This window comes from Nonomuraea montanisoli, assembly GCF_013363975.1.
Lineage (GTDB): Bacteria > Actinomycetota > Actinomycetes > Streptosporangiales > Streptosporangiaceae > Nonomuraea > Nonomuraea montanisoli.
The window spans coordinates 147,743-171,915 of the sequence record NZ_JABWGN010000008.1; the positions used below are offsets into that span (position 1 = coordinate 147,743).

At 72.7% G+C, this 24,173-nt stretch carries 23 protein-coding genes; 9 read left to right on the forward strand and 14 right to left on the reverse strand.

The genetic code is table 11. The annotated features are described in order from the left end of the window. The first annotated feature begins 36 nt into the window (after positions 1–36). The 3 genes from meaB to HTZ77_RS21550 all read left to right on the forward strand — a co-directional run bounded on the left by meaB (position 37) and on the right by HTZ77_RS21550 (position 2,858). Positions 37–996 (forward strand): methylmalonyl Co-A mutase-associated GTPase MeaB, encoded by a 960-nt coding sequence (gene meaB, locus HTZ77_RS21540; protein ID WP_175591449.1) that lies wholly within the window; start codon positions 37–39, stop codon positions 994–996. Between the two features lie 156 nt (positions 997–1,152). Further along, entirely contained in the window at positions 1,153–1,770 is a 618-nt protein-coding gene (locus tag HTZ77_RS21545) for a TetR/AcrR family transcriptional regulator (RefSeq protein ID WP_175591450.1), read from the forward strand. Next, entirely contained in the window at positions 1,767–2,858 is a 1,092-nt protein-coding gene (locus HTZ77_RS21550; protein ID WP_328808686.1) for an acyltransferase family protein, read from the forward strand. The genes HTZ77_RS21545 and HTZ77_RS21550 overlap by 4 nt, the downstream gene beginning before the upstream one ends. Before the next feature lie 644 nt (positions 2,859–3,502). On the opposite strand, the gene HTZ77_RS21555 is transcribed toward HTZ77_RS21550, so the two are convergent. Next, positions 3,503–5,299 (reverse strand): AMP-dependent synthetase/ligase, encoded by a 1,797-nt coding sequence (locus HTZ77_RS21555; RefSeq protein WP_175591452.1) that lies wholly within the window; start codon positions 5,297–5,299, stop codon positions 3,503–3,505. A gap of 384 nt (positions 5,300–5,683) precedes the next feature. Between HTZ77_RS21555 and HTZ77_RS21560 the strand changes: the two genes are divergently transcribed. Continuing rightward, positions 5,684–6,688 (forward strand): hypothetical protein, encoded by a 1,005-nt coding sequence (locus HTZ77_RS21560; protein ID WP_175591453.1) that lies wholly within the window; start codon positions 5,684–5,686, stop codon positions 6,686–6,688. 134 nt (positions 6,689–6,822) lie between these two features. Here the strand turns inward: HTZ77_RS21560 and HTZ77_RS21565 are convergent, their stop codons facing one another. Together HTZ77_RS21565 and HTZ77_RS21570 are read right to left on the reverse strand one after the other, a co-directional pair. Continuing rightward, positions 6,823–7,077: a TFIIB-type zinc ribbon-containing protein gene (locus HTZ77_RS21565; protein WP_175591454.1), complete on the reverse strand. Its 255-nt coding sequence runs from the start codon at positions 7,075–7,077 to the stop codon at positions 6,823–6,825. A 60-nt stretch (positions 7,078–7,137) separates the two neighbouring features. Continuing rightward, on the reverse strand, positions 7,138–7,992 hold the full coding sequence (locus HTZ77_RS21570; RefSeq protein WP_175591455.1) for a phosphotransferase family protein: 855 nt from the start codon (positions 7,990–7,992) through the stop codon (positions 7,138–7,140). Between the two features lie 17 nt (positions 7,993–8,009). Between HTZ77_RS21570 and HTZ77_RS21575 the strand changes: the two genes are divergently transcribed. Then, positions 8,010–8,921 carry a TIGR03619 family F420-dependent LLM class oxidoreductase gene (locus tag HTZ77_RS21575; RefSeq protein ID WP_175591456.1) on the forward strand — a complete coding sequence of 304 codons (912 nt, stop codon included), beginning with the start codon at positions 8,010–8,012 and terminating at the stop codon, positions 8,919–8,921. A gap of 104 nt (positions 8,922–9,025) precedes the next feature. On the opposite strand, the gene HTZ77_RS21580 is transcribed toward HTZ77_RS21575, so the two are convergent. Both HTZ77_RS21580 and murQ read right to left on the reverse strand, forming a co-directional pair. Next, on the reverse strand, positions 9,026–10,081 hold the full coding sequence (locus HTZ77_RS21580; protein WP_175591457.1) for a serine hydrolase domain-containing protein: 1,056 nt from the start codon (positions 10,079–10,081) through the stop codon (positions 9,026–9,028). A gap of 35 nt (positions 10,082–10,116) precedes the next feature. Continuing rightward, positions 10,117–11,073 (reverse strand): N-acetylmuramic acid 6-phosphate etherase, encoded by a 957-nt coding sequence (gene murQ, locus HTZ77_RS21585; RefSeq protein WP_175591458.1) that lies wholly within the window; start codon positions 11,071–11,073, stop codon positions 10,117–10,119. Between the two features lie 57 nt (positions 11,074–11,130). Here murQ and HTZ77_RS21590 point away from each other — a divergent pair, with 57 nt between their 5' ends. Then, positions 11,131–12,243 carry an exo-beta-N-acetylmuramidase NamZ family protein gene (locus HTZ77_RS21590; RefSeq protein WP_175591459.1) on the forward strand — a complete coding sequence of 371 codons (1,113 nt, stop codon included), beginning with the start codon at positions 11,131–11,133 and terminating at the stop codon, positions 12,241–12,243. Positions 12,244–12,245: 2 nt separating this feature from the next. Here HTZ77_RS21590 and HTZ77_RS21595 read toward each other — a convergent pair whose 3' ends face one another. From HTZ77_RS21595 to HTZ77_RS21630, 8 genes are all read right to left on the reverse strand, one after another. Continuing rightward, a complete protein-coding gene (locus HTZ77_RS21595) occupies positions 12,246–13,112 on the reverse strand; it encodes a GNAT family N-acetyltransferase (protein ID WP_175591460.1) in 867 nt (288 codons plus the stop codon). A 5-nt stretch (positions 13,113–13,117) separates the two neighbouring features. Continuing rightward, on the reverse strand, positions 13,118–14,128 hold the full coding sequence (locus HTZ77_RS21600) for an ABC transporter ATP-binding protein (protein ID WP_175591461.1): 1,011 nt from the start codon (positions 14,126–14,128) through the stop codon (positions 13,118–13,120). Continuing rightward, positions 14,125–15,165, reverse strand: coding sequence for an ABC transporter ATP-binding protein (locus HTZ77_RS21605; protein WP_328808687.1), 1,041 nt, complete (start codon positions 15,163–15,165; stop codon positions 14,125–14,127). Before HTZ77_RS21605 ends, HTZ77_RS21600 begins: the two co-directional genes overlap by 4 nt. Before the next feature lie 6 nt (positions 15,166–15,171). Then, positions 15,172–16,086, reverse strand: coding sequence for an ABC transporter permease (locus HTZ77_RS21610; protein WP_175591462.1), 915 nt, complete (start codon positions 16,084–16,086; stop codon positions 15,172–15,174). Next, positions 16,083–17,090 (reverse strand): ABC transporter permease, encoded by a 1,008-nt coding sequence (locus HTZ77_RS21615; protein WP_175591463.1) that lies wholly within the window; start codon positions 17,088–17,090, stop codon positions 16,083–16,085. Before HTZ77_RS21615 ends, HTZ77_RS21610 begins: the two co-directional genes overlap by 4 nt. 7 nt (positions 17,091–17,097) lie before the next feature. After that, positions 17,098–18,801 (reverse strand): ABC transporter substrate-binding protein, encoded by a 1,704-nt coding sequence (locus HTZ77_RS21620; RefSeq protein WP_328808688.1) that lies wholly within the window; start codon positions 18,799–18,801, stop codon positions 17,098–17,100. Positions 18,802–19,097: 296 nt separating this feature from the next. Then, the gene (locus HTZ77_RS21625) at positions 19,098–19,850 is read right to left on the reverse strand and encodes an aminotransferase class IV (RefSeq protein ID WP_175591465.1); all 753 of its coding nucleotides are present in this window, start codon (positions 19,848–19,850) and stop codon (positions 19,098–19,100) included. Between the two features lie 94 nt (positions 19,851–19,944). Next, positions 19,945–21,177, reverse strand: coding sequence for a M20 metallopeptidase family protein (locus HTZ77_RS21630; RefSeq protein WP_175591466.1), 1,233 nt, complete (start codon positions 21,175–21,177; stop codon positions 19,945–19,947). A gap of 62 nt (positions 21,178–21,239) precedes the next feature. Between HTZ77_RS21630 and HTZ77_RS21635 the strand changes: the two genes are divergently transcribed. Together HTZ77_RS21635 and HTZ77_RS21640 are read left to right on the forward strand one after the other, a co-directional pair. Next, the gene (locus HTZ77_RS21635) at positions 21,240–22,019 is read left to right on the forward strand and encodes an HAD-IIA family hydrolase (RefSeq protein ID WP_175591467.1); all 780 of its coding nucleotides are present in this window, start codon (positions 21,240–21,242) and stop codon (positions 22,017–22,019) included. A gap of 45 nt (positions 22,020–22,064) precedes the next feature. After that, complete coding sequence (locus HTZ77_RS21640; protein WP_175591468.1) at positions 22,065–22,694, forward strand: hypothetical protein; 630 nt, start codon at positions 22,065–22,067, stop codon at positions 22,692–22,694. On the opposite strand, the gene HTZ77_RS21645 is transcribed toward HTZ77_RS21640, so the two are convergent. After that, a complete protein-coding gene (locus HTZ77_RS21645) occupies positions 22,651–23,124 on the reverse strand; it encodes an NUDIX domain-containing protein (protein ID WP_175591469.1) in 474 nt (157 codons plus the stop codon). The two genes, HTZ77_RS21640 and HTZ77_RS21645, sit on opposite strands and share 44 nt — an antisense overlap. A gap of 73 nt (positions 23,125–23,197) precedes the next feature. Here HTZ77_RS21645 and HTZ77_RS21650 point away from each other — a divergent pair, with 73 nt between their 5' ends. Next, positions 23,198–24,124 carry an acyl-ACP desaturase gene (locus tag HTZ77_RS21650; RefSeq protein WP_175591470.1) on the forward strand — a complete coding sequence of 309 codons (927 nt, stop codon included), beginning with the start codon at positions 23,198–23,200 and terminating at the stop codon, positions 24,122–24,124. Positions 24,125–24,173 lie beyond the last annotated feature (49 nt).

Here is a 24,173-nt window from a genome sequence, read left to right on the forward strand (position 1 = left end):
GTGGGAAACTCCTAGCAGGTTGGGAGGGGAGGGCGCGTGCGGTCGCTGGAGGACTACGCCGAAGGCGTGCGCGGCGGCTCCCGCACGTGGATCGCCCGCGCGATCACGCTGGTCGAGTCCACCCGCCCCGACCACGCCGCCCTCGCCCAGCGCCTGCTCGTCGAGCTGACCCCGCTGTCGGGCCGGGCCTGCCGCGTGGGCGTCTCGGGCGTGCCGGGTGTGGGGAAGTCCACATTCGTGGACGCCCTCGGCACCATGCTCACCGGCCGGGGTCACCGGGTGGCCGTCCTCGCCGTGGACCCGTCCTCGACCCGTACGGGCGGCAGCATCCTCGGCGACAAGACCCGCATGTCGCGCCTGGCGACCGACCCGGCCGCGTTCATCCGGCCCTCGCCCGCGTCCGGCACGCTGGGCGGCGTCGCCAAGGCCACCAGGGAGGCCATGGTCGTCGTCGAGGCGGCCGGCTACGACGTCGTGCTCGTCGAGACCGTGGGCGTGGGACAGTCGGAGACGGCGGTCTCCGACATGGTGGACACTTTCCTGCTGCTGACGCTGGCCCGTACCGGGGACCAGCTCCAGGGCATCAAGAAGGGCGTGCTGGAGCTGGCGGACGTCATCGCGGTCAACAAGGCGGACGGCGAGCACGCGCTCGCCGCGCGCAAGGCGGCGCGCGAGCTGGCGGGCGCGCTGCGCATGCTGCGCTCGGACAGCGTGCCGCCGCCCGTGCTGACGTGCAGCGGCCTCACGGGCGACGGCCTGCCGGAGCTGTGGGACCAGGTGCTGCGGCACCAGGACGGCCTGGACCTGGCCGGGAAGCGCCGCCACCAGCAGGTCGGCTGGACGTGGACGCTGGTGCGCGACCGGCTGCTGTCGGAGCTGCGTCACGATCCCCGGGTCGCGGCCATCGCCGAGGAGGTGGAGAAGGAGGTCCTCGCGGGCACCCTCACCCCGTCGCTCGCCGCCGACCGCCTCCTGTCCGCCTTCACCCGCCCCTGAGCGGCCCCGCGTCCACCCGCCCCTGAGTAGCCGCGTTCACGCGGCCCTGAGCGGCCGCCTTCACCCGCCCCTGAGCGGCCGCCCGTCCCCCCTCGCGCACGGCTGAGCGCGCACTCGTGATCCACGCCTTCTGTCCGTGTGTGCTAAATTTTGGCCATGCGGTCAGAAAATAAACCGTCCGGCCAGAAGGCGCGGTCGTTCATCGAGGAGGCCCGGCGCGACCAGATCGTGCGCGCCGCCGTCGAGGTGATCGCCGAGGTGGGCTTCGCCCGGGCGTCGCTCGCCCGGATCGCCCAGCACGCCGGCATCAGCAAGGGCGTCATCTCCTACCACTTCGCCGGCAAGGAGGAGCTGATGGAGCAGGTCGTCGACCGCGTCTACTCGCAGATCGGGGAGTTCGTCCTGGCCCGGATGGAGAGCGCCGGGTCGGCCGCCGAGCTGCTCAGGACGCACGTCACGTCCGTCGCCGAGCACATGCGGGGCAACCGCGTCCAGCTCACCGCGCTCGGCGAGATCTTCAACAACCTGCGCACGGCCGACGGCGAGCCCCGCTACGGCGTCCACACGAGCGAGGGGCTCTACCAGGCCCTCGAGTCGATCTACCGCCGCGGGCAGGAGGCCGGGGAGTTCCGCGCCTTCGACGTCCGCGTCATGGCCGTCACCCACCAGGCCGCCATCGACGCGATGTTCGCCTACTGGCAGGCCCACCCCGACCACGACCTGGAGGCACACGCCGGCCAGCTCGCCGACCTCCTCGAAAGGGCGTGCACGTGAAGACCGAACACCCCCGGACCGCCACCCGGCTCCTCGCCGTGGACAACCTGCGCGTCGTCCTCACCCTGCTCGTCGTCTTGCACCACGTCGCCGTGACCTACGGCAACATCCCGATGTGGTACTACGTCGAAGATGCCCGTGACCCCTCCGGCCTGGCCCTCGACATCCTGGTCGTGGTGAACCAGGCGTTCTTCATGGGGTTCTTCTTCCTTCTCTCCGGCTTCTTCACCCCGGCCTCCTTCGACCGCAAGGGCGGGCGGGCGTTCGTCCGCGACCGGCTGCTCCGGCTCGGCGTCCCGCTGCTCGTCTTCGTCCTGCTCCTGCGGCCGCTGGTCACGCTCCCGCAGTACCTGGCCCAGGGCGGCGGCGCCTCGTACGCGGAGTTCTACCTGCGCACCTGGGACCCGGGGCCGATGTGGTTCGCCGAGGTGCTGATCGTCTTCGTGGTGGCGTACGCGGTGTGGCGCGGCCTTCGGCGCGCGGGGCAGGAGGAGGCGCCGGCCGCGCCGCCGCGGTTCCGGTCGCTCCTCCTGTTCGCCGCCGGCCTGGCCGTGGCCACGTTCGTGTGGCGCCTCGCGGTGCCGACGGGCACGTACGTCCCGGTCCTCGGGCTGCCCAGCCCCGACTACCTGCCGCAGTACGTCGCCATGTTCGCGGCCGGCCCCGTGGCCTTCCGGCGCCGGTGGTTCGAGACCCTGCCACGCCGGACCGGCCGCGCCGGGCTGATCACCGCCGCCGTGGCCGCGAGCACGCTGCTGCCGCTGTCGGCCACGACCAAGGGCGTGCTGTCGTCGGCCGCCGGGGCGGCGTGGCAGTCCTTCTTCGCCGTCGGCATCATCGCCGGGCTCGTAGTGATCTTCCGGGAGCGGTTCGACCGGCAGGGGCCACTCGGCGGGTTCCTGTCGGCGCACGCCTACACGGTGTACGTCGTCCACCCGATCGTGCTCGTCGCCGTGGCCCTGGCATTCCGCTGGCTGGAGGCGGCGGCGGTGGTCAAGTTCGCCATCGTGGCCGTGATCTCGCTGCCGCTGTGCTGGGGGCTCGCCTACCTCGTCCGGTCGCTCCCCGGCGCCAAGCGGATCCTCTAGGGCCTGTTCTCCCCGTCGGCCTCCCGGCGAGCGGTGGACGCGTGGCGGCGCGCGGCGGGGGCCGTCCGCCGCGCGCCGCCGGTCGCGCTCTCCGGGCCGCCTGGGAAGGCTGCACCTCGCGGGTCGCGGTCTCCGGGCGGCCTGGGAAGGCTGCACCTCGCCGGTCGCGCAGATGACGCTGACGTCGACGATCGCCGTGGCCGGTCCCGCGTTCGTCGCGCGCACGCTCCAGCTCGTCGGGGGCGCGTCCACTCCCATGTGCGCCACCTTGAGGTCGGGGTAGTCGAGCTGGGTGGCGGTGCCCGCGTGGAAGGATCCGCCCAGCGCGATCTTGCCCTCGGGGTAGGCCGCCGTCACGGGCGCCGACCGTCCGCTCGCGATCTTCGCCGTGCCGCTGACCTGCTCGACCCCGGCGAGACCTCCCGGCTGTCCGGCGGGTCCGGCCGGGCCGGTGGCACCCTGCGGCCCCGCGGGTCCGGTGGGACCCGCCGGGCCCGTCTGGTTCCAGGTGATCCTCTTCTCCGAGGATTCACACGCCGTGGGGTACGGGGTGGGCCCGGGCGGCTGCGCCGTGGCGAGAACCCGGACCGCCCCGGCCGCACTCGTGCACGCGTATATCTGCGGCGCACGCCCCGTCTGAAGGATCAGGCCCCGTCGTAGAAGGCGTCGAGGACGGCGCCGTGGCGCTCCTCGACGACCTTGCGCCTGATCTTCAGGCTCGGCGTCAGCTCGCCCGACTCGACGGTGAAGTCCTCGCTCAGGATGGCGAACTTCTTGACCGTCGCGTATCCGGCCTCGCCCGCGTTGACCTGGTCGACGGCCTTGGCGACCTCCTCGCGCATGCGCGGGTGCTCCCGCAGCGCCTCGGCCTCGGCCGGCAGGCCCTCGGCCTCGGCCCAGGGCCGGACCACGTCCATGTCCAGCGTCACCAGCGCCGTGCAGTAGTTGCGCCGGTCACCGTGGACGAACACGTGCGACACGTACGGGCAGGCCGCCTTGATCCGGCCCTCCAGGTACGTGGGCGCCACGTACTTGCCGCCCGAGGTCTTGATCAGCTCCTTCTTGCGGTCGGTGATGGACAGCCGGCCCTCGGGGTCGAGCTCGCCGATGTCGCCGGTGTGCAGCCAGCCGTCCTCCAGCGCCGCGGCGGTCTCCTCGGGCAGGCCGTGGTAGCCGCGCATGACGCCCCGGCCGCCGACGAGCACCTCGCCGTCGTCGGCGATGCGCACCCGCGTGCCCGGCAGCGGCGGGCCGACCGTGCCGAACTTCACCGTCTCCGGCCGGTTGAGGAAGCTGCCCGCCGACGTCTCGGTCAGGCCGTACCCCTCCAGGATCGTGAGACCGGCGGCGTCGAAGAACTCGGCGATGTCGCGGGACAGCGGCGCGGAGCCCGAGATGAAGAAGCGGATCCGGCCGCCGAACCGCTCGCGCAGCTTGGCGAAGACGAGCCGGTCGGCCAGCGCGTACTCCACGCGCGTCGTGAGCGGGACGGCGACGCCGCGCTGCCGGGCCCGCACCACCCGCAGGCCGGTCCGCCGGGCCCACCCGAAGATGCGCAGCTTGGCCCCGCCCTCGCGCTGGACGGTGGCGGCGACCGTGTTGTGGATCTTCTCGAAGATGCGCGGCGCGGCGGCCATGAACGTCGGCCTGAGCGCGCCCAGGTTCTCGGCGATCCGGTCGAGCCGGCCGTCCACGGCCGTCGGCACGCCGATGTCGATCATCACGACCTGGAGCAGCTTGCCGAACGAGTGCGACAGCGGCAGCCACAGGAAGTGCAGGTCGTCGCCCGAGATCAGGTCCAGCTCGCGGACCGCGGCGCCGGCGTAGAGCCAGTTGTCGTGGGTCAGCTCCACGCCCTTGGGGCGGCCGGTGGTGCCGGAGGTGTAGATGAGCGTGGCCAGGTCGTCCTGGGCGATCGCGTCGACCATGGCGTCGTAGTCGCCGCCGTCGCCGCCGTCGCCGCCCTCGCCTCCCTCGCTGCCGCCGCCGTCGAGCGAGCCGAGCGGCACGACCCAGCCGTCGTCGCTGGGCGTGCCGTCGATGACGACCACGCGCGTGACGTCGGGCAGCTCCTTCTGCACCGACCGCAGCTTGGCGACCTGGTCGTCGTCCTCGGCGATGACGATCGTGCTGCCCGAGTCGGTGACGATGAACGCCGACTCGGCGGCGGTGTTGGAGGGGTAGATCGTGGTGGTGGCCGCGCCGGTGGACAGCACGGCGAGGTCGGCGAGGATCCATTCGAGGCGGGTGGAGCTGAGGATGGCCACCCGGGTGCCGGGGCCCGCGCCGATCTCCGCCAGGCCGAGGGCCAGCCGGCGGACGCGCTCGCCCACCTCGCGCCAGGACAGTGAGGTCCAGCCGTCGTGCGAGGGCGTCCGGTAGGCCTCGGCGTCAGGGGTGGCGGCGATCCGGTCGCGCAGCAGGGAGGGAATGCTCGACATGCCTGTCCTCCTGGGTGTGATGCAGCCGACTCTAGGCCGAGGGCACGGCGCGAGTCGACATTCGTGATCGTCTCGTGTCACCTGTTGTCGGTCGATGCCGCAATCGTCCGGAGCGAGGCGCTCCTCGCGCCGGAACGGGCGCACGGCGTCACCGGGGCGCCCCGCCTCGCGACCGAGAGGATCAAGGCGTACGGCGCTCTGCTCCGCCATGCGGTCGGCGAGGACCACGACGACGGCGGCGTGCCGCAGATCTGGGAGGTCGCCACGGCCGCTGCGTCAACGTCATCCAAAGGTGATCCGGTCTCCGGGCGCGGGCTGACGCGAGGGCGGGGCCGGGGGGCGGCGAGATTGACGGTAAGGATCAAGCGGGCGATAGTGTGACAGGTGGCAGCCCCCCGGATGATCTCCTGCGTCCTCGCCCTGGCGACCCTGACGCTCGGCGCCTGCTCAGCCGCCACCGACCGGCCCTCCGGCGGGCAACCCGTGGTCAGCGGCGTGGCCGGCGGCTCCGGCGCCGCCCCCTCCGCCGGGGCCTCTTCCGGCACCGCGGCCGCGCCCCCCGGGACCGCCGCCCCCAGCGCCTCCGCGCTCGACCCGGCCGCGTACAAGACCGAGCTGGAGACCCGGCGCAAGGCCATGGCCGGCGCCATCGGCTCCATGGCCGGGGCCCGCACGGTCAAGACGCTCGGCCAGCGGGCGCAGAAGGCCGCCGAGGCGGTCGAGAGCGGCGCCGCCGCGCTGGCCGCCGTGACGCCGCCCGACCAGGTGCGCTCCCAGCACGACGCGTACGTGGCCAGCCTGCGCGACTTCGCCACCGCGCTCGGCGGCACCGCGGGCAAGGTCGGCTCGCGCGACCTGTGCACCTCCTCGGCCGCGCTCAGCGACGTCGGCGGCGCGCTCAAGTCGCTCGACCAGGCCGGCCAGGCCCTCCAGCAGGCCGGCGACTACCCGGCCGACGTGGTCAGCGTGAAGGCCGGCGGCAAGAAGAACAGGCGCCTGAAGAACGGCTCGTACGTCCGCAGGGGCTCCCTCACCGGCCGCAGCTCGCTGCAGATCGACAACGGCGGCACCCGCGACGCGGTCGTCACGCTGGTGAAGGGCGGCTCCAAGGTGCTCAGCGTGTACGTGCGCAAGAAGGCCAAGTTCAAGGTCAGCGGCGTGCGGGACGGCACGTACAAGATCTACTTCACCCACGGCGTCGACTGGGACGGCAAGGCGCGCGCCTTCACCCGGCAGTGCAGCTTCGAGCGCTTCCAGAAATCGGTGAAGTTCAAGACCACCTTCACCGCCACCCAGATCCGCTGGCACGACTGGCGGATCACGCTGCACGCGATCGCCGGCGGCAACGCCCGCACCTCCGACGTGGACCCCGACGACTTCCCGGGCTGAGGTCCCCGGACACGGCAAGGGCCGCGCACCAGGAGTGCGCGGCCCTTGCCGTGTCGCGGTCGTGCCGTGTCGCCGGCACGACCGTCGTCCCGTCGGTCCGTCGGTTCGCCGGCCGTGATCAGGAGGAGACGTGATCAGGAGGAGAACAGCATGCCCACCCAGCTGCGCTGGCGGTGGTGGCCGTAGTGGTGGCCGCCGTGCGGGGCGCCCCAGGCGGGACCCGGCGCGGGCGGAGGCGGGGGAGCGGCGTGGTAGCTGGCCTCCATGCGGGTCAGCGTCTCCAGCTCGCCGTAGTCGAGGAAGATTCCCCGGCAGTTGTCGCACTGCTCGATGTGAACGCCGTTGCGCTCATACGTCCGCATGGTGCCGCGGCACTTGGGGCACTGCATCTCTCGTCGGTCTCCTTGGCCTCGGATGTCTGAGGGAAAACCTACCGCGCGCAACGACCGTCACGCTCTGACGATTCTGTTGCACGCCTCGACTAACGAGTGTTCGACCTCGTCGAGTTCCCGGCCCTCGCGACCGGCGTTGACCACGGCCACGGCGGCCAGTTGGACGGTCACCGCGCGGGCCGGCAGGTCGAGCCGCCGCCACGGGTCGGCGCCGTCGCCGAGCGCCGGCCCGCCGAAGGCGAGGTACGCGCCCACGAACCGCTCCCACACGGCCGGGTCGAGCAGCCCCGCGGCGTACCAGGCGGCGGGCCGGGCCAGGTCCCACGCCGGATCGCCGACGCCGAGGTCGTCCACGTCGATGAGCAGCCAGCGGTCGCGGCGGACGAGCTGGCCGAGGTGCCAGTCGCCGTGGGTGAGCAGGCCGGGCACCGGCTCGGGCGCGGGCAACTCCTCGAACGTCCGCCGCAGCAGCCGCTCGACCGGCCCGTCGCCCGGCATGCGGCGCACCGCGCGGGCCGCCCGCGCCGGGCCGCCCGCCTCGGGGAGGGGTGGCACCAGCGTCAGGGGTACCGCGTGCAGCCGCGCCAGCAGCCGGGCGCCCTCCTCCCAGGGCGCGGAGTCGAGCTCGTCGTGCGCGACGGGCGCGCCGGTCGGCCAGACCGTGACCGCGCGGCCGGCCACCGTGATCACGTCGGGACGCAGCGGGGGCAGCAGGACGCCGCTCAGCGCGGCCGAGGCCGCGGCGCGCAGCCGCAGCCGCAGCGCCTCGGCGTCGTCGCGCCGCGAGTGCGCCTTGACCACGACCTCGCCCCGGCGTAACACCACCACGTCGGTGCGGGTCGGGTGGAGCACCGGCTCCCCCGTGCCGCCGTGCGCGGCGGCGATGACCCCGAGCTCACCCTCCAGATCCACTCGTACAGACTAAAGGCATGAGAATCGGTTTCGCCGTGCCGCAGTCGGGCGCCTGGGCCACGCCCGCCAACATGCGCCGCGTCGCCGCCCGGGCCGAGGAGCTCGGCTACGCGGAGCTGTGGACCTTCCAGCGGGTGCTCTACCCGGTGGGCCATCCGATGGGGCCCGTGTACCGCAGCGTCCACGACCCGGTGGTCACGCTGTCGTACCTGGCCGGGGTCACCGAGACGATCAGGCTCGGCGTGGCCGTCGTCAACGCGTACGTGCAGCCGGTCGTGCTGGCCAAGCAGCTCGCCTCGCTGCAGATCGTGTCCGGCGGGCGGCTGACGGCGGGGCTGGGGCTGGGGTGGCTGCGCGAGGAGTTCGAGGCCGCGGGGATCGGCTTCGAGCGGCGCGGCCGGCGCGTCGAGGAGTTCACGCAGGTGCTGCGCAAGGCTCTGACCGAGGACGTGGTCGAGCACTCGGGCGAGTTCTACCGGGTTCCGCCGTCCCACGTCGACCCGCGCCCGGAGCACGCGCCTCCCATCCTGCTGGGCGGCGCGGCCGAGCCGGCGCTGCGCCGGGCGGGCCGGCTCGCCGACGGCTGGATCAGCTCCAGCAGGGAGGACCTGGCGGGCATCGCGCCGCGCGTGGCCGTGATCAAGGAAGCGGCCCGGGAGGCCGGGCGCGACCCCGAGGCGCTGCGCCTCGTGTGCCGCGGCGTCACCCGGGTGCGCCCGGCGGGGGCGAAGGAGGAGGCGGACGGCGAGCGGTCGCCGCTGACGGGCACGTACGAGGAGATCCGGCGGGACGTGGACGACCTCGTGGCGCGCGGCGTGACGGAGGTCTTCCACGACCTCAACTTCGACCCCGAGATCGTCACCGCGGAGCCGGAGGAGGCCATGCGCCGGGCGGAGGAGGCCCTGGAGGCCCTCGCCCCGAACGCCTGAGCCCGCGACGCCTGAGCCCGCGACGCCTGAGCCCGCGACGTCCGAGCCCGCGACGTCCGAGCGGCGATCAGGGGCGAGCGGCGATCAGGGGTGGTCAGGGGCGGTCAGGGGCGGGACAGGCGGAGTGCCTCGGCGGCGACGGCGCGGCGCAGGTCGCGGATGCCGTCCCGGCCGCGCAGCGGGTGCACGGCGTTGGTCAGCAGCACCACCGTCAGCCCGCGGGCCGGGTCCACGACGAGCGACGTCCCCGTGAAGCCGGAATGCCCGAACGCCCCCTCCAGCGGCCCCACGATGCCCGGGTCGCCGATCCGCACCCCGAGCCCGTGGCGGAACGGCGCCCCCTCGGCCCCCTGGTCGCGGACCATCTCGGCCACGCTCTCCGGCCGCAGCATCGTCCCGCCGCCGCGCCGCAGCGCCTCGCCGAAGGCCAGCAGGTCGTCGGCCGGGGCGAACAGCCCCGCGTGGCCCGCCACGCCGCCCAGGCCCTGGCAGGTCTCGTCGTGCGCCTCGCCGCGCACACAACCAGGTCCCGTCCGTTCCGGCTTCCACTCGGTGGCGGCCACGCGCGCCAGCTTCCCTGGACCGGGCCGGTAGCCCGTCGCGCCCAGCCCCAGCACGCCGGTGACGCGGGCGCGGACCAGCTCGTCGAGCGGCGCGCCGCCCGCGAGCTCGGCCACGCGGCCCATCGTGATCATGCCGACGTCGGAGTAGAGGTACGGCCCGCCGACGGGCCCGGTGACGGGCGTGTCGATGATCGCGGCCAGCCGCGCGGCATGGCCGGCGTCGGGCAGCTCCAGGTCCACGCGGCGGGTGGGCGGGAGCCCGGCCGTGTGGGTGAGCAGGCGGCGCGGCGTGATCCGGGGGTCGCGCCCGGGCAGCCATGCCGTCACCGGCTCGTCCAGGTCGAGGCGGCCCTCCTCGGCCAGGGACAGCACGACGGCCGTGGTGAACAGCTTGCTCACCGAGGCCAGGTCGAAGATCGAGTCGCGGCGCGCCGGCGGGCGCTCGCCGGCCAGGGTGCCCTCGCCGTCGGTGTACCTGACCAGCTCGCCGGCCACCGCCGCCGCCGCGACCTCGCCGTCCACGGCGACGAGCGCGACAGCCGCCGAGCACACGCGCGGCACCGCACCGGTCAGGACCTCCTGGAGTCCCTCCGCCACCTTCCCCCCTCTTTCGTCCCCGGCGTCCCCGGCGATCAGCCGCTCAGCGCGTCGCTCAGCCGCTCGCCGTGCGACTCCAGCAGCGCCCGGGCGCCCTCCGCGTCGAGCCCGTGCTGGATCATCACCACGGCGGTCTTGGCCTGCCCGCCGGCCTCGTCCACGGCCCGGGCCGCGGTCTCCCGGTCGGCGCCGGTGATGTCGACGACCATGCGCACCGCCCGGTCGGCGAGCTTGCTGTTCATGGCCGACATCTCGATCATCCGGTTCCCGTACGTGCGGCCGAGCCGCACCATCACGATCGTGGAGATCATGTTGAGCACGAGCTTCTGGGCGGTGCCCGCCTTGAGGCGGGTCGAGCCGGCCACCACCTCGGGCCCCACCACGACCTCGATCGCGTGCTCGGCGGCGGCCGACAGGGGCGCGCCGTCGTTGCACGACAGGGAGGCGGTCAGCGCGCCGCGCCGCCGCGCCTCGGCCAGGGCGCCCAGCACGAACGGGGCACGGCCGCTGGCGGACACGCCCACCACCGAGTCGAGCGGTCCCACCTCCAGGCGCGCCATGTCCGCGGCGCCGGCCTCGGCGTCGTCCTCCGCGCCCTCCACGGACCGGGTCAGCGCGTCCGGGCCGCCGGCGATGACGCCCTGGACCAGCTCCGGATCGGTGCCGAACGTGGGCGGGCACTCCGACGCGTCGAGCACGGAGAGCCGTCCCGAGGTGCCCGCGCCGACGTACAGCAGCCGGCCGCCCGAGTCCATCCGCGCGGAGATCGCGTCGATGGCGGCCGAGATGGCGGGGATCGCGACCGCGACGGCGGCGGGCACCGCGGCGTCGGCCTGGTTCATCAGGCGCGCGATCTGCTCGGTCGGCAGCCGGTCGATCTGGGCGTAACGGGGGTCGCTCTGCTCGGTGGCCAGCTCGCCGGCGGGCACGGCGGGCCCGGTGGAAGAGCCGGTGGACCCATCGGTGGAGGGCTCGGGTAGCGGATCAATCATGACGCTAATTTCCACCTTCTCCTTCTCTCTTGTAAATATCTTTCAGACTATGGATTCATGACGTACGTGCGAACAGGAGCCGAACGGCTGGCCACGGATGCCTCTCTGGCGGGTGGACGGCGGCTCGGCCTCATCACCAACCCCACCGGGGTCCTTCCCGATCTGACGCCCACCGCCGAGGCGCTGCTGGCCGGCGGCGCGCCGCTGGTGGCGCTGTTCGGGCCGGAGCACGGCGTGCGCGGCACCGCGCAGGCCGATTCCAGCGAGCCGGACACCACCGACCCGAGGACGGGCCTGCCCGCCTACGACACGCACAAGCGCTCCGGCGAGGCGCTGGACGAGGTGGTGGCCCGCTCGGGGGTCGACACGCTGGTCTTCGACATCGCCGACGTGGGGGCCCGCTTCTACACCTTCGTGTGGACGATGTACGACCTCATGGCCTCGGCGGAGCGGCTGGGGCTGCGGTTCGTGGTGCTCGACCGGCCGAACCCGCTCGGCGGCGCCGTGACCGAGGGGCCGGAGCTGGACCCGGCGTTCGCGAGCTTCGTCGGCCGCTTCCCGCTCCCGGTGCGGCACGGCAGGACCGTGGGGGAGCTGGCGCTGCTGTTCGGCTTCGACCTCGACCTGGAGGTCGTGCGGATGGAGGGCTGGCGGCGCGACATGGACGCCGCCGCGACCGGGCTGCCGTGGGTGATGCCGTCGGTCAACATGCCGACCCCCGACACCGCGCTCGCCTACCCGGGCACCGCGCTGTTCGAGGGCACCACGTTCTCGGAGGGGCGCGGCACGACCCGGCCGTTCGAGCTGGTCGGCGCGCCGTTCGTGGACGAGCGCTTCGCCGCCGAGCTGAACGCCCTCGGCCTGCCGGGGGTGCGCTTCCGCGACACCTGGTTCACCCCCACCTTCCACAAGCACGCGGGGACGGCCGGGCGCGGCGTCCAGCTCCACGTCCACGACCGGGCCGCGTTCCGGCCGGTGCTGACGGGGGTGTCCATGCTGCACGTGGCCCGCACGCTCCACCCGGACGGCTTCGGCTGGTGGGGGCCCGAGGACTTCGAGGACCACCTGTGGGGGTCGGACACGCTCACGGCGTGCCTGGACAAGGGCGAGGACCCGAGGGCTCTGTGCCCCGAGCCCGCGCCCCCAGGAGGACCGTTGCTCTACGCGTGACATCACGCCAGGTCGCGCCGGTAGAGCCAGAAGACGCGTTCTACGCGCGCGCCCACGGCGCGCGCGTAGAACCGCAGCGGCCCCACCCAGCCGATCTCGGCGGTGTCCTGCCCGGCGGCGCGCTGCTCGGCCAGGCAGCGGCGCAGCAGCACCCGGCCCACGCCGAGCCCGCGCGCCTCCGGCGCCGTGCCCATCGGCCCGAACCACGCGGGCCGCGCGCCCCACGCGGCGAACGCCAGCACCCGGCCGTCGCGCTCGGCGTAGTGCAGGCCGGCGGCGTTGGCCGCCTCCCAGGCCCAGCGCTCGTTCCAGTGCTCCGCCACGAAAGCGGCCACCCGGTCGCGGTCGTCGCCGGCGCGGCGCACGGCCACCCCCTGCCCGGCCAGCAGGGCCACGTCGGCCTCGGTGGACAGGTCGGCGCCGGGGCCGAGGGGGGCGGTCATGTTCCAGGCGACGTGGTAGCGCTCGTAGCCCAGGCTCTCGGCCAGGCAGGCGGCGGCGGTGTAGCGGACGTCCACGCCCGGCCAGGCGTAGCACGGCGGGTTGCCGGCCAGGCGGGCCTGCGTCGCGCCGTGCCCGCGCAGCCAGTCCTCGGCCGCGCGGAGCAGCTCCCGGCCGATCCCGCGTCCCTGCCGCTCCGGATGGACGGCCAGCAGGTCGAGGTGGCCCACGGTGGGCTCGCGCGACGACAGGGACGCCAGGACGACGCCGCCGTCGGTCACCAGCGCGCCCCAGGTGCGCTCCGCCGGAGGGGCGGCCAGCCGCCGTACCAGCGCGCCCGCCTCGGGAGCGTCCAGCGTCAGCGCCGCCCCCGCGGCCCGTACGGCCCGCTCCAGGTCCTCCCCGCCCAGAGCGGAACCCTCGTGCACGCGGATCACACGCCGCTCAGCGGACGGGCGATCACGCTGCGGCGCTCCGGGTGGAAGCACGCGTGCTCCTGCGGGACGCCGTCGGTCACCTGGAGCAGCGGCAGCTCGCTCTCGCACCGCTCGCTCCGGAACGGGCAGCGGCGGGCGAACAGGCAGCCCGAGTCGGCCCGCGACTCGTCCAGCGACTCCAGCGGCACGACCGGCTGCTCGCCCGGCTCCTCCAGCCCGTGCAGCACGGGGATGGCCGACAGCAGCGACTGCGTGTACGGGTGGACCGGGTCGGCGATGACGGAGTCCACCGGCCCGCGCTCCACGACCTGGCCCCGGTAGATGACGAACAGCTCACCGTCGTCGCCGATGTAGCGGGCGGTGGCCACGTCGTGGGTGATGAACAGCACGGCCACGCCGAGCCGCTCGCGCAGGTCCTTCAGCAGCGCCAGGATGCCGAGCCGCAGCGACACGTCGATCATCGAGACGGCCTCGTCGGCGACGAGCATCTCGGGGTCCACGGTCAGCGCGCGGGCGATGACGACCCGCTGCCGCATGCCGCCGGAGAGCTGGTGCGGGTAGCGCGACAGCACGCTGCCCGGGTCGAGGCCGACCAGCGACAGCACCTCGGCGGCCCGCTCCTCCATCCACTGCTTCGAGCGGCCGGTCTGACGGGCCCGCAGCGCCAGCGGCGCCTGGAGGGTCTGGTGGATGGTGCGGGTCGGGTTCAGGGCCGAGTACGGGTCCTGGTGGATCATCTGGATCTTGCGGAAGTGCGGCTGGCGCTGCTTGGGCTTGAGCGGCGTCATCGGCGCGCCGTCGATGGCGATCTCGCCGCCGTCGTACGACTCCAGCCCGGCGATGATCCGGCCCAGCGTGGTCTTGCCGCAGCCCGACTCGCCGATGAACGAGGCGGCCCCGCCCTTGGCGATCGAGAAGTCGACGCCGCGCAGCGCCTTCACCTCGCGCCCGGCGAGCACGCCGCCCCGCTGCTTGAAGGTCCTGGTGATGCCGGTAGCCGTGATCACGCGCGCTCCTTCACGCCCACCGCGTGGCAGGCCACGATCCTCGGCCCGTCGGCCAGGGCCGCCGGATCGTCGGTCTCACAGATGTCCATGCGCAGGGCGCAGCGTTCGCGGAACACGCAGCCCTGCTTCGGCACGGTCGCCAGCGTCGGCGGCCGGCCGGGCAGCGCCCGCGCCTCGTCGATGTCGCCGACCAGGCGCGGGATGGCCTGGATGAGGCCCCGGGTGTACGGGTGGCGGGGCGCGCCCAGCACCTCGCGGGTCGGGCCCTGCTCCACCAGCCGGCCGCCGTACATGACGGCCAGCCGGTCGGCCACCTCGGCCACCACGCCGATGTCGTGGGTGATGACCAGCGTGGTCAGGCCGCGCTCGGCGTGGACCTCGCGCACGATCTTCAGGATGTTGGCCTGCGTGATCATGTCGAGGGCGGTGGTCGGCTCGTCGAGGACGACGAGGTGGGCGTTGAGCACCAGGGCCAGCATGATGCCGACCCGCTGCCGCATGCCGCCGGACAGCTCGTGCTGGTGCGAGTCGAGCACCCGGGCGCCGTCCAGGCCCATCCGGCCGAGCAGCTCCTTGGCCTCGCGGACCAGGCCGCGCAGGTCGTCCACGCCGTGGGAGCGGCCCAGGTCGAGGAGCTGCTTGCCGACCGTCTTGAGCGGGTTCAGGGAGTTCTGGGCCGCCTGGAAGACGTACCCGATGTGCGCGCCGCGCGCCTTGCGCAGCCGCTCGCCCGCGAGCCCGACGACGTCGCCGAGCCCGTCGATCTCGACGCTGCCGGTCGCGATCCGCCCGGGCGGCTGCACCGCGTTGAGCAGCGACAGCGCCAGCGTGGACTTGCCGGAGCCGGACTCGCCGACGATGCCGGTGATCGTGCCGGGCTCCAGGGTGAGGCTGACGTCGCGCACGGCCGGCAGCTCGCCCGCGGTGGTCTTGTAGACGACGGTCAGGCCGTCGATGCGCACCCCGGGCGCGGGCGTGACCGGCGCCGGGACAGGCGCGGGTGCCGTCTGCGGGGGTGCCGTCTCTGGCTGGGCCACCGGTGGTTACTCCTCACGCAGCCGGGGGTTGAAGATCTCGTCCATGGCGTCGACGACGAGCACGATGCCGAGCGTCAGCAGCAGGATCGCGAGCAGCGGCGCCAGCAGGTAGCCGAGCGCGTACGGGGTGATCATCGCGCCGGCCTGGAAGACGGCCAGGTTGAGCATGACGCCCCAGTTGTTCGACTCGTACGGCAGCACGCCGAGGAAGAACAGGCCGACCTGCGCGTAGACGGCGCCGGTGACCGCGATGAGCATGTTCATCGCGATGTACGGCGCCATGCTCGGCAGCAGCTCCTTGCCGATGATGTGGCCGGTGGACAGGCCCAGCCCGCGCGCCGCCTCGATGAAGCCGCGCTCGCGCAGCGACAGCGTCTGGGCGCGCACCGCGCGGGCCACGCCGCCCCAGCCGAGCAGGCCGAGCACCAGGCCCATCTGCAGCGGGTTGCCGAACTTCCAGACGGTCGCGAGCACGAGCAGCAGCGGAAGGCCGGGGATCGTCAGCTTCATGTCGGTGACCCGCATGAGCACGGTGTCCCAGCGGCCCCGCTTGAAGCCGGAGAACAGCCCGAGCCCGGTGCCGAAGACCACGGTGATGAGCGCGGTCACGGCGGCGCTGAGCAGCACGTACCGGGAGCCGGTGATGACCAGCGCGAGCACGTCGCGGCCCTGCGGGTCGGTGCCGAACCAGTGCTCCCAGCTCGGCGGCCGCGTGATGGCGTTCGCGTCGCCCGGCAGGTTGTCGGGGTAGAACATCGGCCCGAAGACGGCCATGACCACGAAGCCGGCCAGGATGACCGCGCCGGCCAGCCGGCTGGGCTTGCGCCTCATCACCCGCCACACGCCGCGCCAGAAGTTGCGCCGCATGGCCGAGGCCGTGGAGATGCCGCCGGAGGTCTCGGGGATGACCGTGGCGCTCATGCCGCCTCCTCGCCGCTGCGCACCCGCGGGTCGATCGTGCTGTAGAAGAGGTCGGCCACGATGTTGGCCACGATCACCGCGCCCGTGATCAGCAGGAACGCCCCGCTCATCAGCGCGTAGTCGCGGTCGTTGACGCCGTTGATGAGCATCAGTCCGAGGCCCGGGTAGTTGAAGATCTTCTCGATGAACACGGCGCCGCCGAGCAGCAGCCCCAGCGACAGCGCCAGGATCGTGAACAGCGGCAGGATCGCGTTGCGCGCGATGTAGCGGAAGACGATCGAGCGCTTCATCCCGCGCAGCTCCGCGGCCAGGATGAAGTCGTCGCCCAGGACGGTCACCACACTCGACTTCATCGCCAGGACCCAGCCGCCGTACGCCGACAGGGCGTAGGTGACGACCGGCAGCACGGCGTGCTCGGCGAGCGAGCCGATGTAGCCGGCGTTGAACCCGGGTTCGAAGAGGATGTCCACCGGCCCGTCGGCGGGCAGGATCGGGATGAGCGTCGCGAAGATCACCACGAGCAGCATCGCCAGCACGTACTGCGGGATGCCGTGCAGCAGCGAGCCGGAGATCGCCAGGGCGTCGCCCAGCTTGCTCGTGCGCCTGATCGCCGCGAACACCCCGAGGATGACGCCGACGAGGAAGCTCAGCAGGGTGCCCACCAGCACGGGCAGCACCGTCCACTTCGCCGCCTCGCCCAGCACGTCGAGGACCGGGGTGCCGGGCCTGCTGACGGAGACGCCGAGGTCGAGGTGGAGCAGGCCGCCCATGTAGTCGGTGTACTGCTGCCACAGGCTGCCCGTCGGCTGGAAGCCGTAGAGCACCTTCACGGCCTGTGCGGCCGCCTCCGGGGACATGCCGCCCTCGATGAGCTTCTCGTAGCGGGCGGCCATGGGGTCGCCCGGGATGTTGTTGACGATGAAGAAGCTGATCGTGGCGACCACGAGGATCATGACGAGCCCGCGGGCCAGGTGGCCCGCGAGTCGCCGTGCGATGACCGTCATAAGGGCCTTACTGCTTCGCCTTGACCATGCCGAGCTGGATCCACACGCCGGAGGGGAGGACCCCGGTGCCCAGGCGGAGGATCTCGTCGTCGTGCGGCCAGCCGGTGAAGCGGGTGTTGTTGACGAACTGGTTGTTGACGTAGTCCCAGAGCTGGATGACCGGGAGGTCCTGGTTGGCGGCGGTGGCGAGCTGAGCCATGATCGGCTTGGCCTGCTCCGCGGTGGCCGTGTTGAGCTTGCCGGTCAGCTCACCGGGGTTGATCTTGGCGCCGTCGACCTCGATCTGCTCGGGGCCGCCCATCCAGTTGCCGCCCTTGCCGGGCGCGGCGTGCTCCACCTTGCCGGCGACGTTGGTCCAGCCGTTGGAGGCGCCGTAGAGGCGCTGGAAGATGTCGTACGGCGCGGGGCCGAGCGCCATCAGCCAGAAGCCGACGTCGTACTTGCCGGCCGACAGCTCCTCCAGGTAGAGCGGGTAGTCGGTGGTGGTGACGACCTCGGCGTCGATGCCGTTCTTGACGAGCTGGCTCTTGATGTTCTCCTGGGCCGACAGCCAGTCGGAGAAGCCGGACGGCGCGTGCATGGAGACCTTCCACGGCGTGCCGTCGGCCAGGGCCCACTTGCCGTCCTTCTTGGTGAGGCCGGCCTGCTTGAACTCGGCCTCCGCCTTGGCCGGGTCCGGCTTGTACGGGTCGAGCTTGGGCAGCGTGTCGGGGATCCAGGCCTGGGCGGCCTTCTGGTGGATGCCGCTGGTGGTGATCGCCGGGGTGCCGCCCTCGGGCGAGGCGACCTTGGTGACCTCGTCGCGGTTGATGAGGTAGGCCAGGCCGCGGCGCACGTGCACGTTGTCGTACGGCTTCTTGGACTGGTTGAAGGCCATGCTCACGGCCACCGGCGAGTAGCCCTTGATGACCTCGTTGCCCGGCGCCTGCTTGATCCGGTTCATCACGTCCGTGGGGGCCGCGACGAAGCCGGACTGGTCGAGCTTGCCGGCGGTCAGGTAGTTCCAGATCTGCTCGTTGCCGGTGTAGTTGAGGAACTTCACCTGGGCCGGGGCCACGTTGGCGGCGTTGAAGAAGTTCTTGTTCTTGACCAGCAGCGCCTCGCCCGGGTTGACCCGCTCCAGCACGAACGGGCCGGCCGAGACGTCCTTCGGCGGGGCGAAGGTGAGGACCTTCTGGCCGAGGGCGGTGATGTCGGCGCGCGCCTTCTCGGCGTCGGCGCCGTCACCGCGGGCGGCCTTCAGCGTGTCCCAGAAGTTCGCGGGAAGGACGTCCTTCCAGACGTGGGACGGCAGGACCGTGGTGTCCAGCACGCCGCGCACGAACTTGGGGCTCGGGTTGGCCATCTCCTGCGTGATCTTCAGGGTCTTGTCGTCGACCACGGTCACGTCCGAGGCCACGCCCGCGGCGCCCGGGGTGACCGAGAAGGCGGTGCTACCCTGGGTGTACGCGATCCCGATGGACATCTTGACGTCCTCGGCGGTGACCGGCTGGCCGTCCGACCACTTCCCGTTCGGCTGCAGCTTCAGCGTGATGGCGGAGTTGTCCGGGGCCACCTCCCAGCTGGCCGCGATGCCGGGGAGCGCCTGGTTCGGGTCCGTCAGGTGATTCTTGACCCATCCCAGCTTCATGGAGTTGAAGGCGGGGAACGAGTTCCCCTTCGGGTTGTACGGGTTGGCCGGGGCCGACGCGTCCAGACCGGGCCTGTTCACATCGATCGTGGTGAAGAGCCCGCCACCTCCGCCCGAACCGGACTTGTTGGTGGAACCACCGCTGCACGCTGTCACGGTGGCTGCAAGGCCCAGCAACGCCGCTGCCGCTGCTAGTCGCTTCATGTTCCGCTCCGGGGGATGTCTGACCTGTTCAGGATCTGCAGGATTGACCGGACCCTACGGTCGCGCGAAAGGCGCGTCAATAATCTCCAGGGGTTGTGAGGCTAATGTAACTTTCCTTCATGGGTGTCCGCAATGGCGCTCGGCTCCATCGCCCCGCAGGCCGGGAGCGCGGGTCAGATCACGTCCCAGGGCACGCGCCCGTAGGCGTCCCGCACCCGGGTCAGGGCCGTCTCGTCCGAGCGAAGCCGCAGGTCGCCGATCCGCGACACCGGCACGAGGCCCCACGAGTTCGTCATGAAGACCGCCGGACGGTCCGCCAGGTCGGCGACCTTCAGCGGCCGGCGCTCGCTCGGCAGCTCGCCCTCCTCCAGCAGCGCCATGGTGATGCCGCGCAGCATCGGGGCGTCCGGCCAGACGAGCCGCTCGCCGTCGAAGCAGCCCAGGTTGGCGATCGACGCCTCGGAGACGAAGCCGTCCGCGTCCGTGAACAGCACGTCGTCGAAGCCCTCGGCCGGCGCGCTGCGGGCCAGGTGGGCCTGCGGGAAGCCGCCGAGGTGCTTGATGTGCGGCAGGTAGCGCGCGTAGCGCACCGGGAGCAGCGAGAGCGGGGTGTCCGGCCACGCGTGCGGGGGCGCGGCCGTGGCGATCACCCGCACGCCGTCGCGCTCGGCGACGATCACCCGCACGCTCGCGTCCGGCTCGCCGTCCAGGGCGTGCCGCGCGGTGGCCAGGACCAGCTCCTCGTCGAGGACCGCGCCGAACAGCTCCTCGGTGGCCGCGCGGAGGCGGGCCAGGTGCAGGGCCAGCCCGCGCACCCGGCCGCCGCGCACCTGCATGGCGGTGAAGTGCCCGTAGCGGGCCGCCGCGGCGAGCCCGAGATCGCCGGCGCCCGCGGGCCGGCCGTCGACGGCTACACGATCGATCACGCGTTCCAGCCTAGGGAACGCGGGCGGGCGCCTTCGACCCCCGCCCGCGGCCGCTCAGCCGCTTCTCCGGCCGCTCGGCCGCTTCTCCGGCCGCTCAGACGTCCAGGGTCGCCGCCGCGGCGAGGCGGTCGCGGGCCAGGGTGGCGAGCAGCGCCGCGCCGTCCGGCACCACCGCGTCGTCGAACAGCGCCTCGGGGGAGTGGTTGTACGGCGCCGTCGCCGGGTCGCGGTCCGGCGGGCACGCCCCGAGGAACAGGAACGCCCCCGGCACCTGCTCCAGCACGTACGAGAAGTCCTCCGACCCCATCACCGGCTGCGGCGTGACCAGGAACCGGCCGGGCCCGAACAGGTCGCCGGCCGTGCGCTCGGCGAAGCCCGCCTCGTCGGCGTCGTTCACCGTCACCGGGTAGCCCATGCCGAACGAGGTCTCCACGCGCAGCCCGTGCGCCGCCGCGACGCCCTCCACGACCTCGACCAGCCGCCGCTTGGCCAGCGCCCGCGCGTCCGCGCTGAACGTGCGGAGCGTCGCCTCGAAGTACGCCTCGTCCGGGATCACGTTGTCGGCCGTCCCGCCGTGGAACTGCCCGACCGTGACCACCACCGGGTCGAACACGTCGAACGTGCGCGTCACCATCGTCTGCAGCTCGGTCACCATGGCGCAGCCCGCCTGCACCGGGTCCAGCGCCCGGTGCGGGCTGGAGCCGTGCCCGCCGCGCCCCTTGACCCGCACCTGGAACACGTCGGCCGCCGCCATCATCGGCCCCGGCCGCGAGGTGAACAGGCCGGGCGGCAGCATCGAGGAGATCACGTGCAGCCCGTACGCGGCGACCGGCCGGGGCCCGGCCGCCTCCAGCACCCCCTCGTCGATCATGACCTTGGCGCCCTCGAAGCCCTCCTCGCCAGGCTGGAACATGAACACGACGTCGCCCGTCAGCTCCTCGCGCCGCCCGCTCAGCAGCCGCGCCGCGCCCGCCAGCATCGCCGTGTGCAGGTCGTGGCCGCACGCGTGCATCCGGCCGTCGCTCTCCGAGCGGTACGCCAGGTCGTTCCGCTCGGCCACCGGAAGACCGTCCATGTCGCCGCGCAGCAGTACGACCGGGGCGTCCCCGCCGATCGGGCGGCCGCCGCCGCGCAGCACCGCGGTGACGGAGCTGAGCGCGGTGCCCGTCGAGATCTCCAGGGGGAGCCCGTCGAGCGCCTCCAGGACCTTCTCCTGGGTGCGCGGCAGGGTGAGGCCGATCTCGGGGGTGGCGTGCAGCGAGCGGCGCAGCGCGACCAGCTCGTCGCGCAGGTCCTGCGCGGATTCGGTGAACGGCGTGAACGACATAGCCCCTATTCGCTCATATACCGGTCGCGAAGTCGACAAGACCCCCTCGGTACGATGACCGGGTGACCGAGCGTAAACGGATCGATTACTGGCTCTCCGACATGGACGGCGTCCTCGTGCACGAAGGCCGTCCCGTTCCCGGCGCCGACACCTTCATCAAGCGCCTCAGCGACTCGGGCAAGCCGTTCAGGGTGCTGACCAACAACTCGATCTACACGCCCCGCGACCTGTCCGTACGGCTCGCGGCGGCGGGCCTGGAGGTGCCGGAGCAGTCGATCTGGACCTCCGCCCTGGCCACCGCCGAGTTCCTCGACGACCAGCGGCCCGGCGGCTCGGCGTACGTGATCGGCGAGGCCGGGCTGACCACGGCCCTGCACGAGGTCGGCTACATCCTCACCGACCTCGACCCCGACTACGTCGTGCTGGGCGAGACCCGCACCTACAGCTTCACCCAGATCACCCGCGCGATCCGGCTCATCGAGAACGGCGCCCGCTTCATCGCCACCAACCCCGACCCGATCGGTCCCTCCACCGAGGGCTCCCTGCCGGCCTGCGGCGCGGTCGCCGCGATGATCACCAAGGCGACGGGCGTCGACCCCTACTTCGTCGGCAAGCCCAACCCCCGCATGATGCGCAGCGCGCTCAACGCCATCGAGGGCCACAGCGAGACGACCGCGATGATCGGCGACCGCATGGACACCGACGTGGTGTGCGGCATGGAGGCCGGTCTCTACACGATCCTCGTCCTGACCGGCGTCACCCAGCCCCAGCAGATCGACCGCTTCCCCTACCGGCCCTCGCTCGTGGTCGAGTCGGTCGCGGATCTGGTCGACCTCGTCTGACGTACCTGACGCGGGCTGACAGGTACGCGTGGCAGGCTGGGCGCCATGACCCGTGTCTACCTGGAGCTCGGCCCCAAGAAGGTCTTCGCCTGCTCGCTGGAGTGGCCCGGCTGGTGCCGCGTCACCAAGGGCGAGGAGGCGGCCCTCGACCTGCTCATGGATTACGTGCCCCGCTACCGGGTGATCGCCGGGCGGGCCGGTCTCGCGTTCGAGCCGGGCGATCCCGTCGTCGCCGAGCGGGTGCCCGGCGACGCGACCACCGACTTCGGCGCGCCCTCCATCATGCCCGAGCTGGATCTGGAGCCGCTGGACGCCGAGGAGGCGCGCAGGCAGGTGGCGCTGCTGCGCGCCGCGTGGGAGCTGTTCGACGAGACCGTGGCGGCCTCGCCGGAGGAGCTGCGCAAGGGGCCGAGGGGAGGCGGGCGCGACACGTCCAGGATCTACGACCACGTCGTCGAGGCCGAGCGCTCCTACGCCCGCAAGCTCGACGTCCGGCACAAGCCGTACCGCTCGCGCGAGGACCGCGACGCGATGCGCGCGGAGCTCACCGAGGTGCTGGCCCGCCCCTGGGAGCCGCCGGGCGACACGCGCTGGGTGCCGCGCTACGCCACCCGCCGCCTGGCCTGGCACGTCATCGACCACCTGTGGGAGATCGAGGACCGTCGCGAGGGATGAGCCGGGGCAGGGCGCCGATGTGCTCCGCCAGGTAGCCGGCGACCGCCTCCGGCACCACGTGCCGCGAGGTGATCTCCGAGCGGCGCAGCGGCAGCCGCTCCACCTCGTAGCGGCCGCGCGCCGCGTCCTCCACCTCCGGGCCGTGGCGCAGCGCCCAGTCCATGCCGACCAGCCGGCAGCCGTACAGGTGCTGCACCTTCACCCCGTCCTGCCACGGATAGCGCACCGTGGTCAGCGGCGTGACGGCCGACACCGTGGCGCCCAGCTCCTCCAGCAGCTCCCGGCGCAGCGTGTGCTCCAGCGTGGCGTCCTCCGGCTCCACGTGCCCGCCGGGCACCGACCAGTAGACCTCGCGCCCCGGGACCGTGCGCCGGAACAGCACCAGCCGCTCCTCGCGGTCGAGCAGCAGGCCACGCACGCTGGGACGCATGACTCTCCTTACGGGACGGGAGCGGGCTTCGGGTACCCTAACCTACGGTCCCGTAACAAAGGAGAACGTTCTTATGGCGATGACGCAGACGGAGCTTCTGCACGAGCTCGAACCCGTGGTCGCGGGAGAGCTCGACCGCCATCACGCGATGGCCAAGGAGTGGTTCCCCCACGAGTACGTACCGTGGAGCGAAGGCCGCGACTTCGACGGCGTCTACGGTGGTGAGGCCTGGCAGGAGAGCGACTCCAAGCTGCCCGAGGCGGCCCGCGTCTCCCTGATCGTCAACCTGCTCACCGAGGACAACCTCCCCAGCTACCACCACGAGATCGCCACCACGTTCGGCCGCGACGGCGCGTGGGGCACGTGGGTCCACCGCTGGACCGCCGAGGAGGACCGCCACGGCACCGCCATCCGCGACTACCTCACGGTCACGCGCGCGGTCGACCCGGTCGCGCTGGAGCGCGCCCGCATGGTCCACATGGAGAGCGGCTTCACCAGCGAGTACGGGACCATGCTCCAGCAGCTCGCGTACGTCTCCTTCCAGGAGCTCGCGACCCGCATCGCGCACCGCAACACCGGCCGGGCGTCGGGCGACGAGGGCTGCGAGCGGCTGCTCGCCCGCATCGCCGCCGACGAGAACCTGCACATGCTCTTCTACCGCAACCTCCTCAAGGCGGCCTTCGAGCTCGACCCCAACCAGACGATGCGGGCCGTGACCGACGTGGTCACCACCTTCCAGATGCCGGGGTCCGGCATCGAGGGCTTCGCCCGCAAGGCGATGATCATCGCCAACGAGGGCATCTACGACCTGCGCCTCCACATGGACGACGTGCTCATGCCGGTGCTGCGGCAGTGGTCGGTCTTCGACAAGACCGGTCTCGACGCCGAGGGTGAGCAGGCCCGCGAGGAGCTGTCGGCGTTCCTGGCCAAGACGGAGGCCACGGCCGCGCGCTTCGTGGAGCGCCGCGAGGAGCGCCGCGCCCGCGCCGCCGCCCGCTGACCCCGCCGCGATCCCGCGCCGCCCGCCCGGCCACCCCCCACTGACCGCG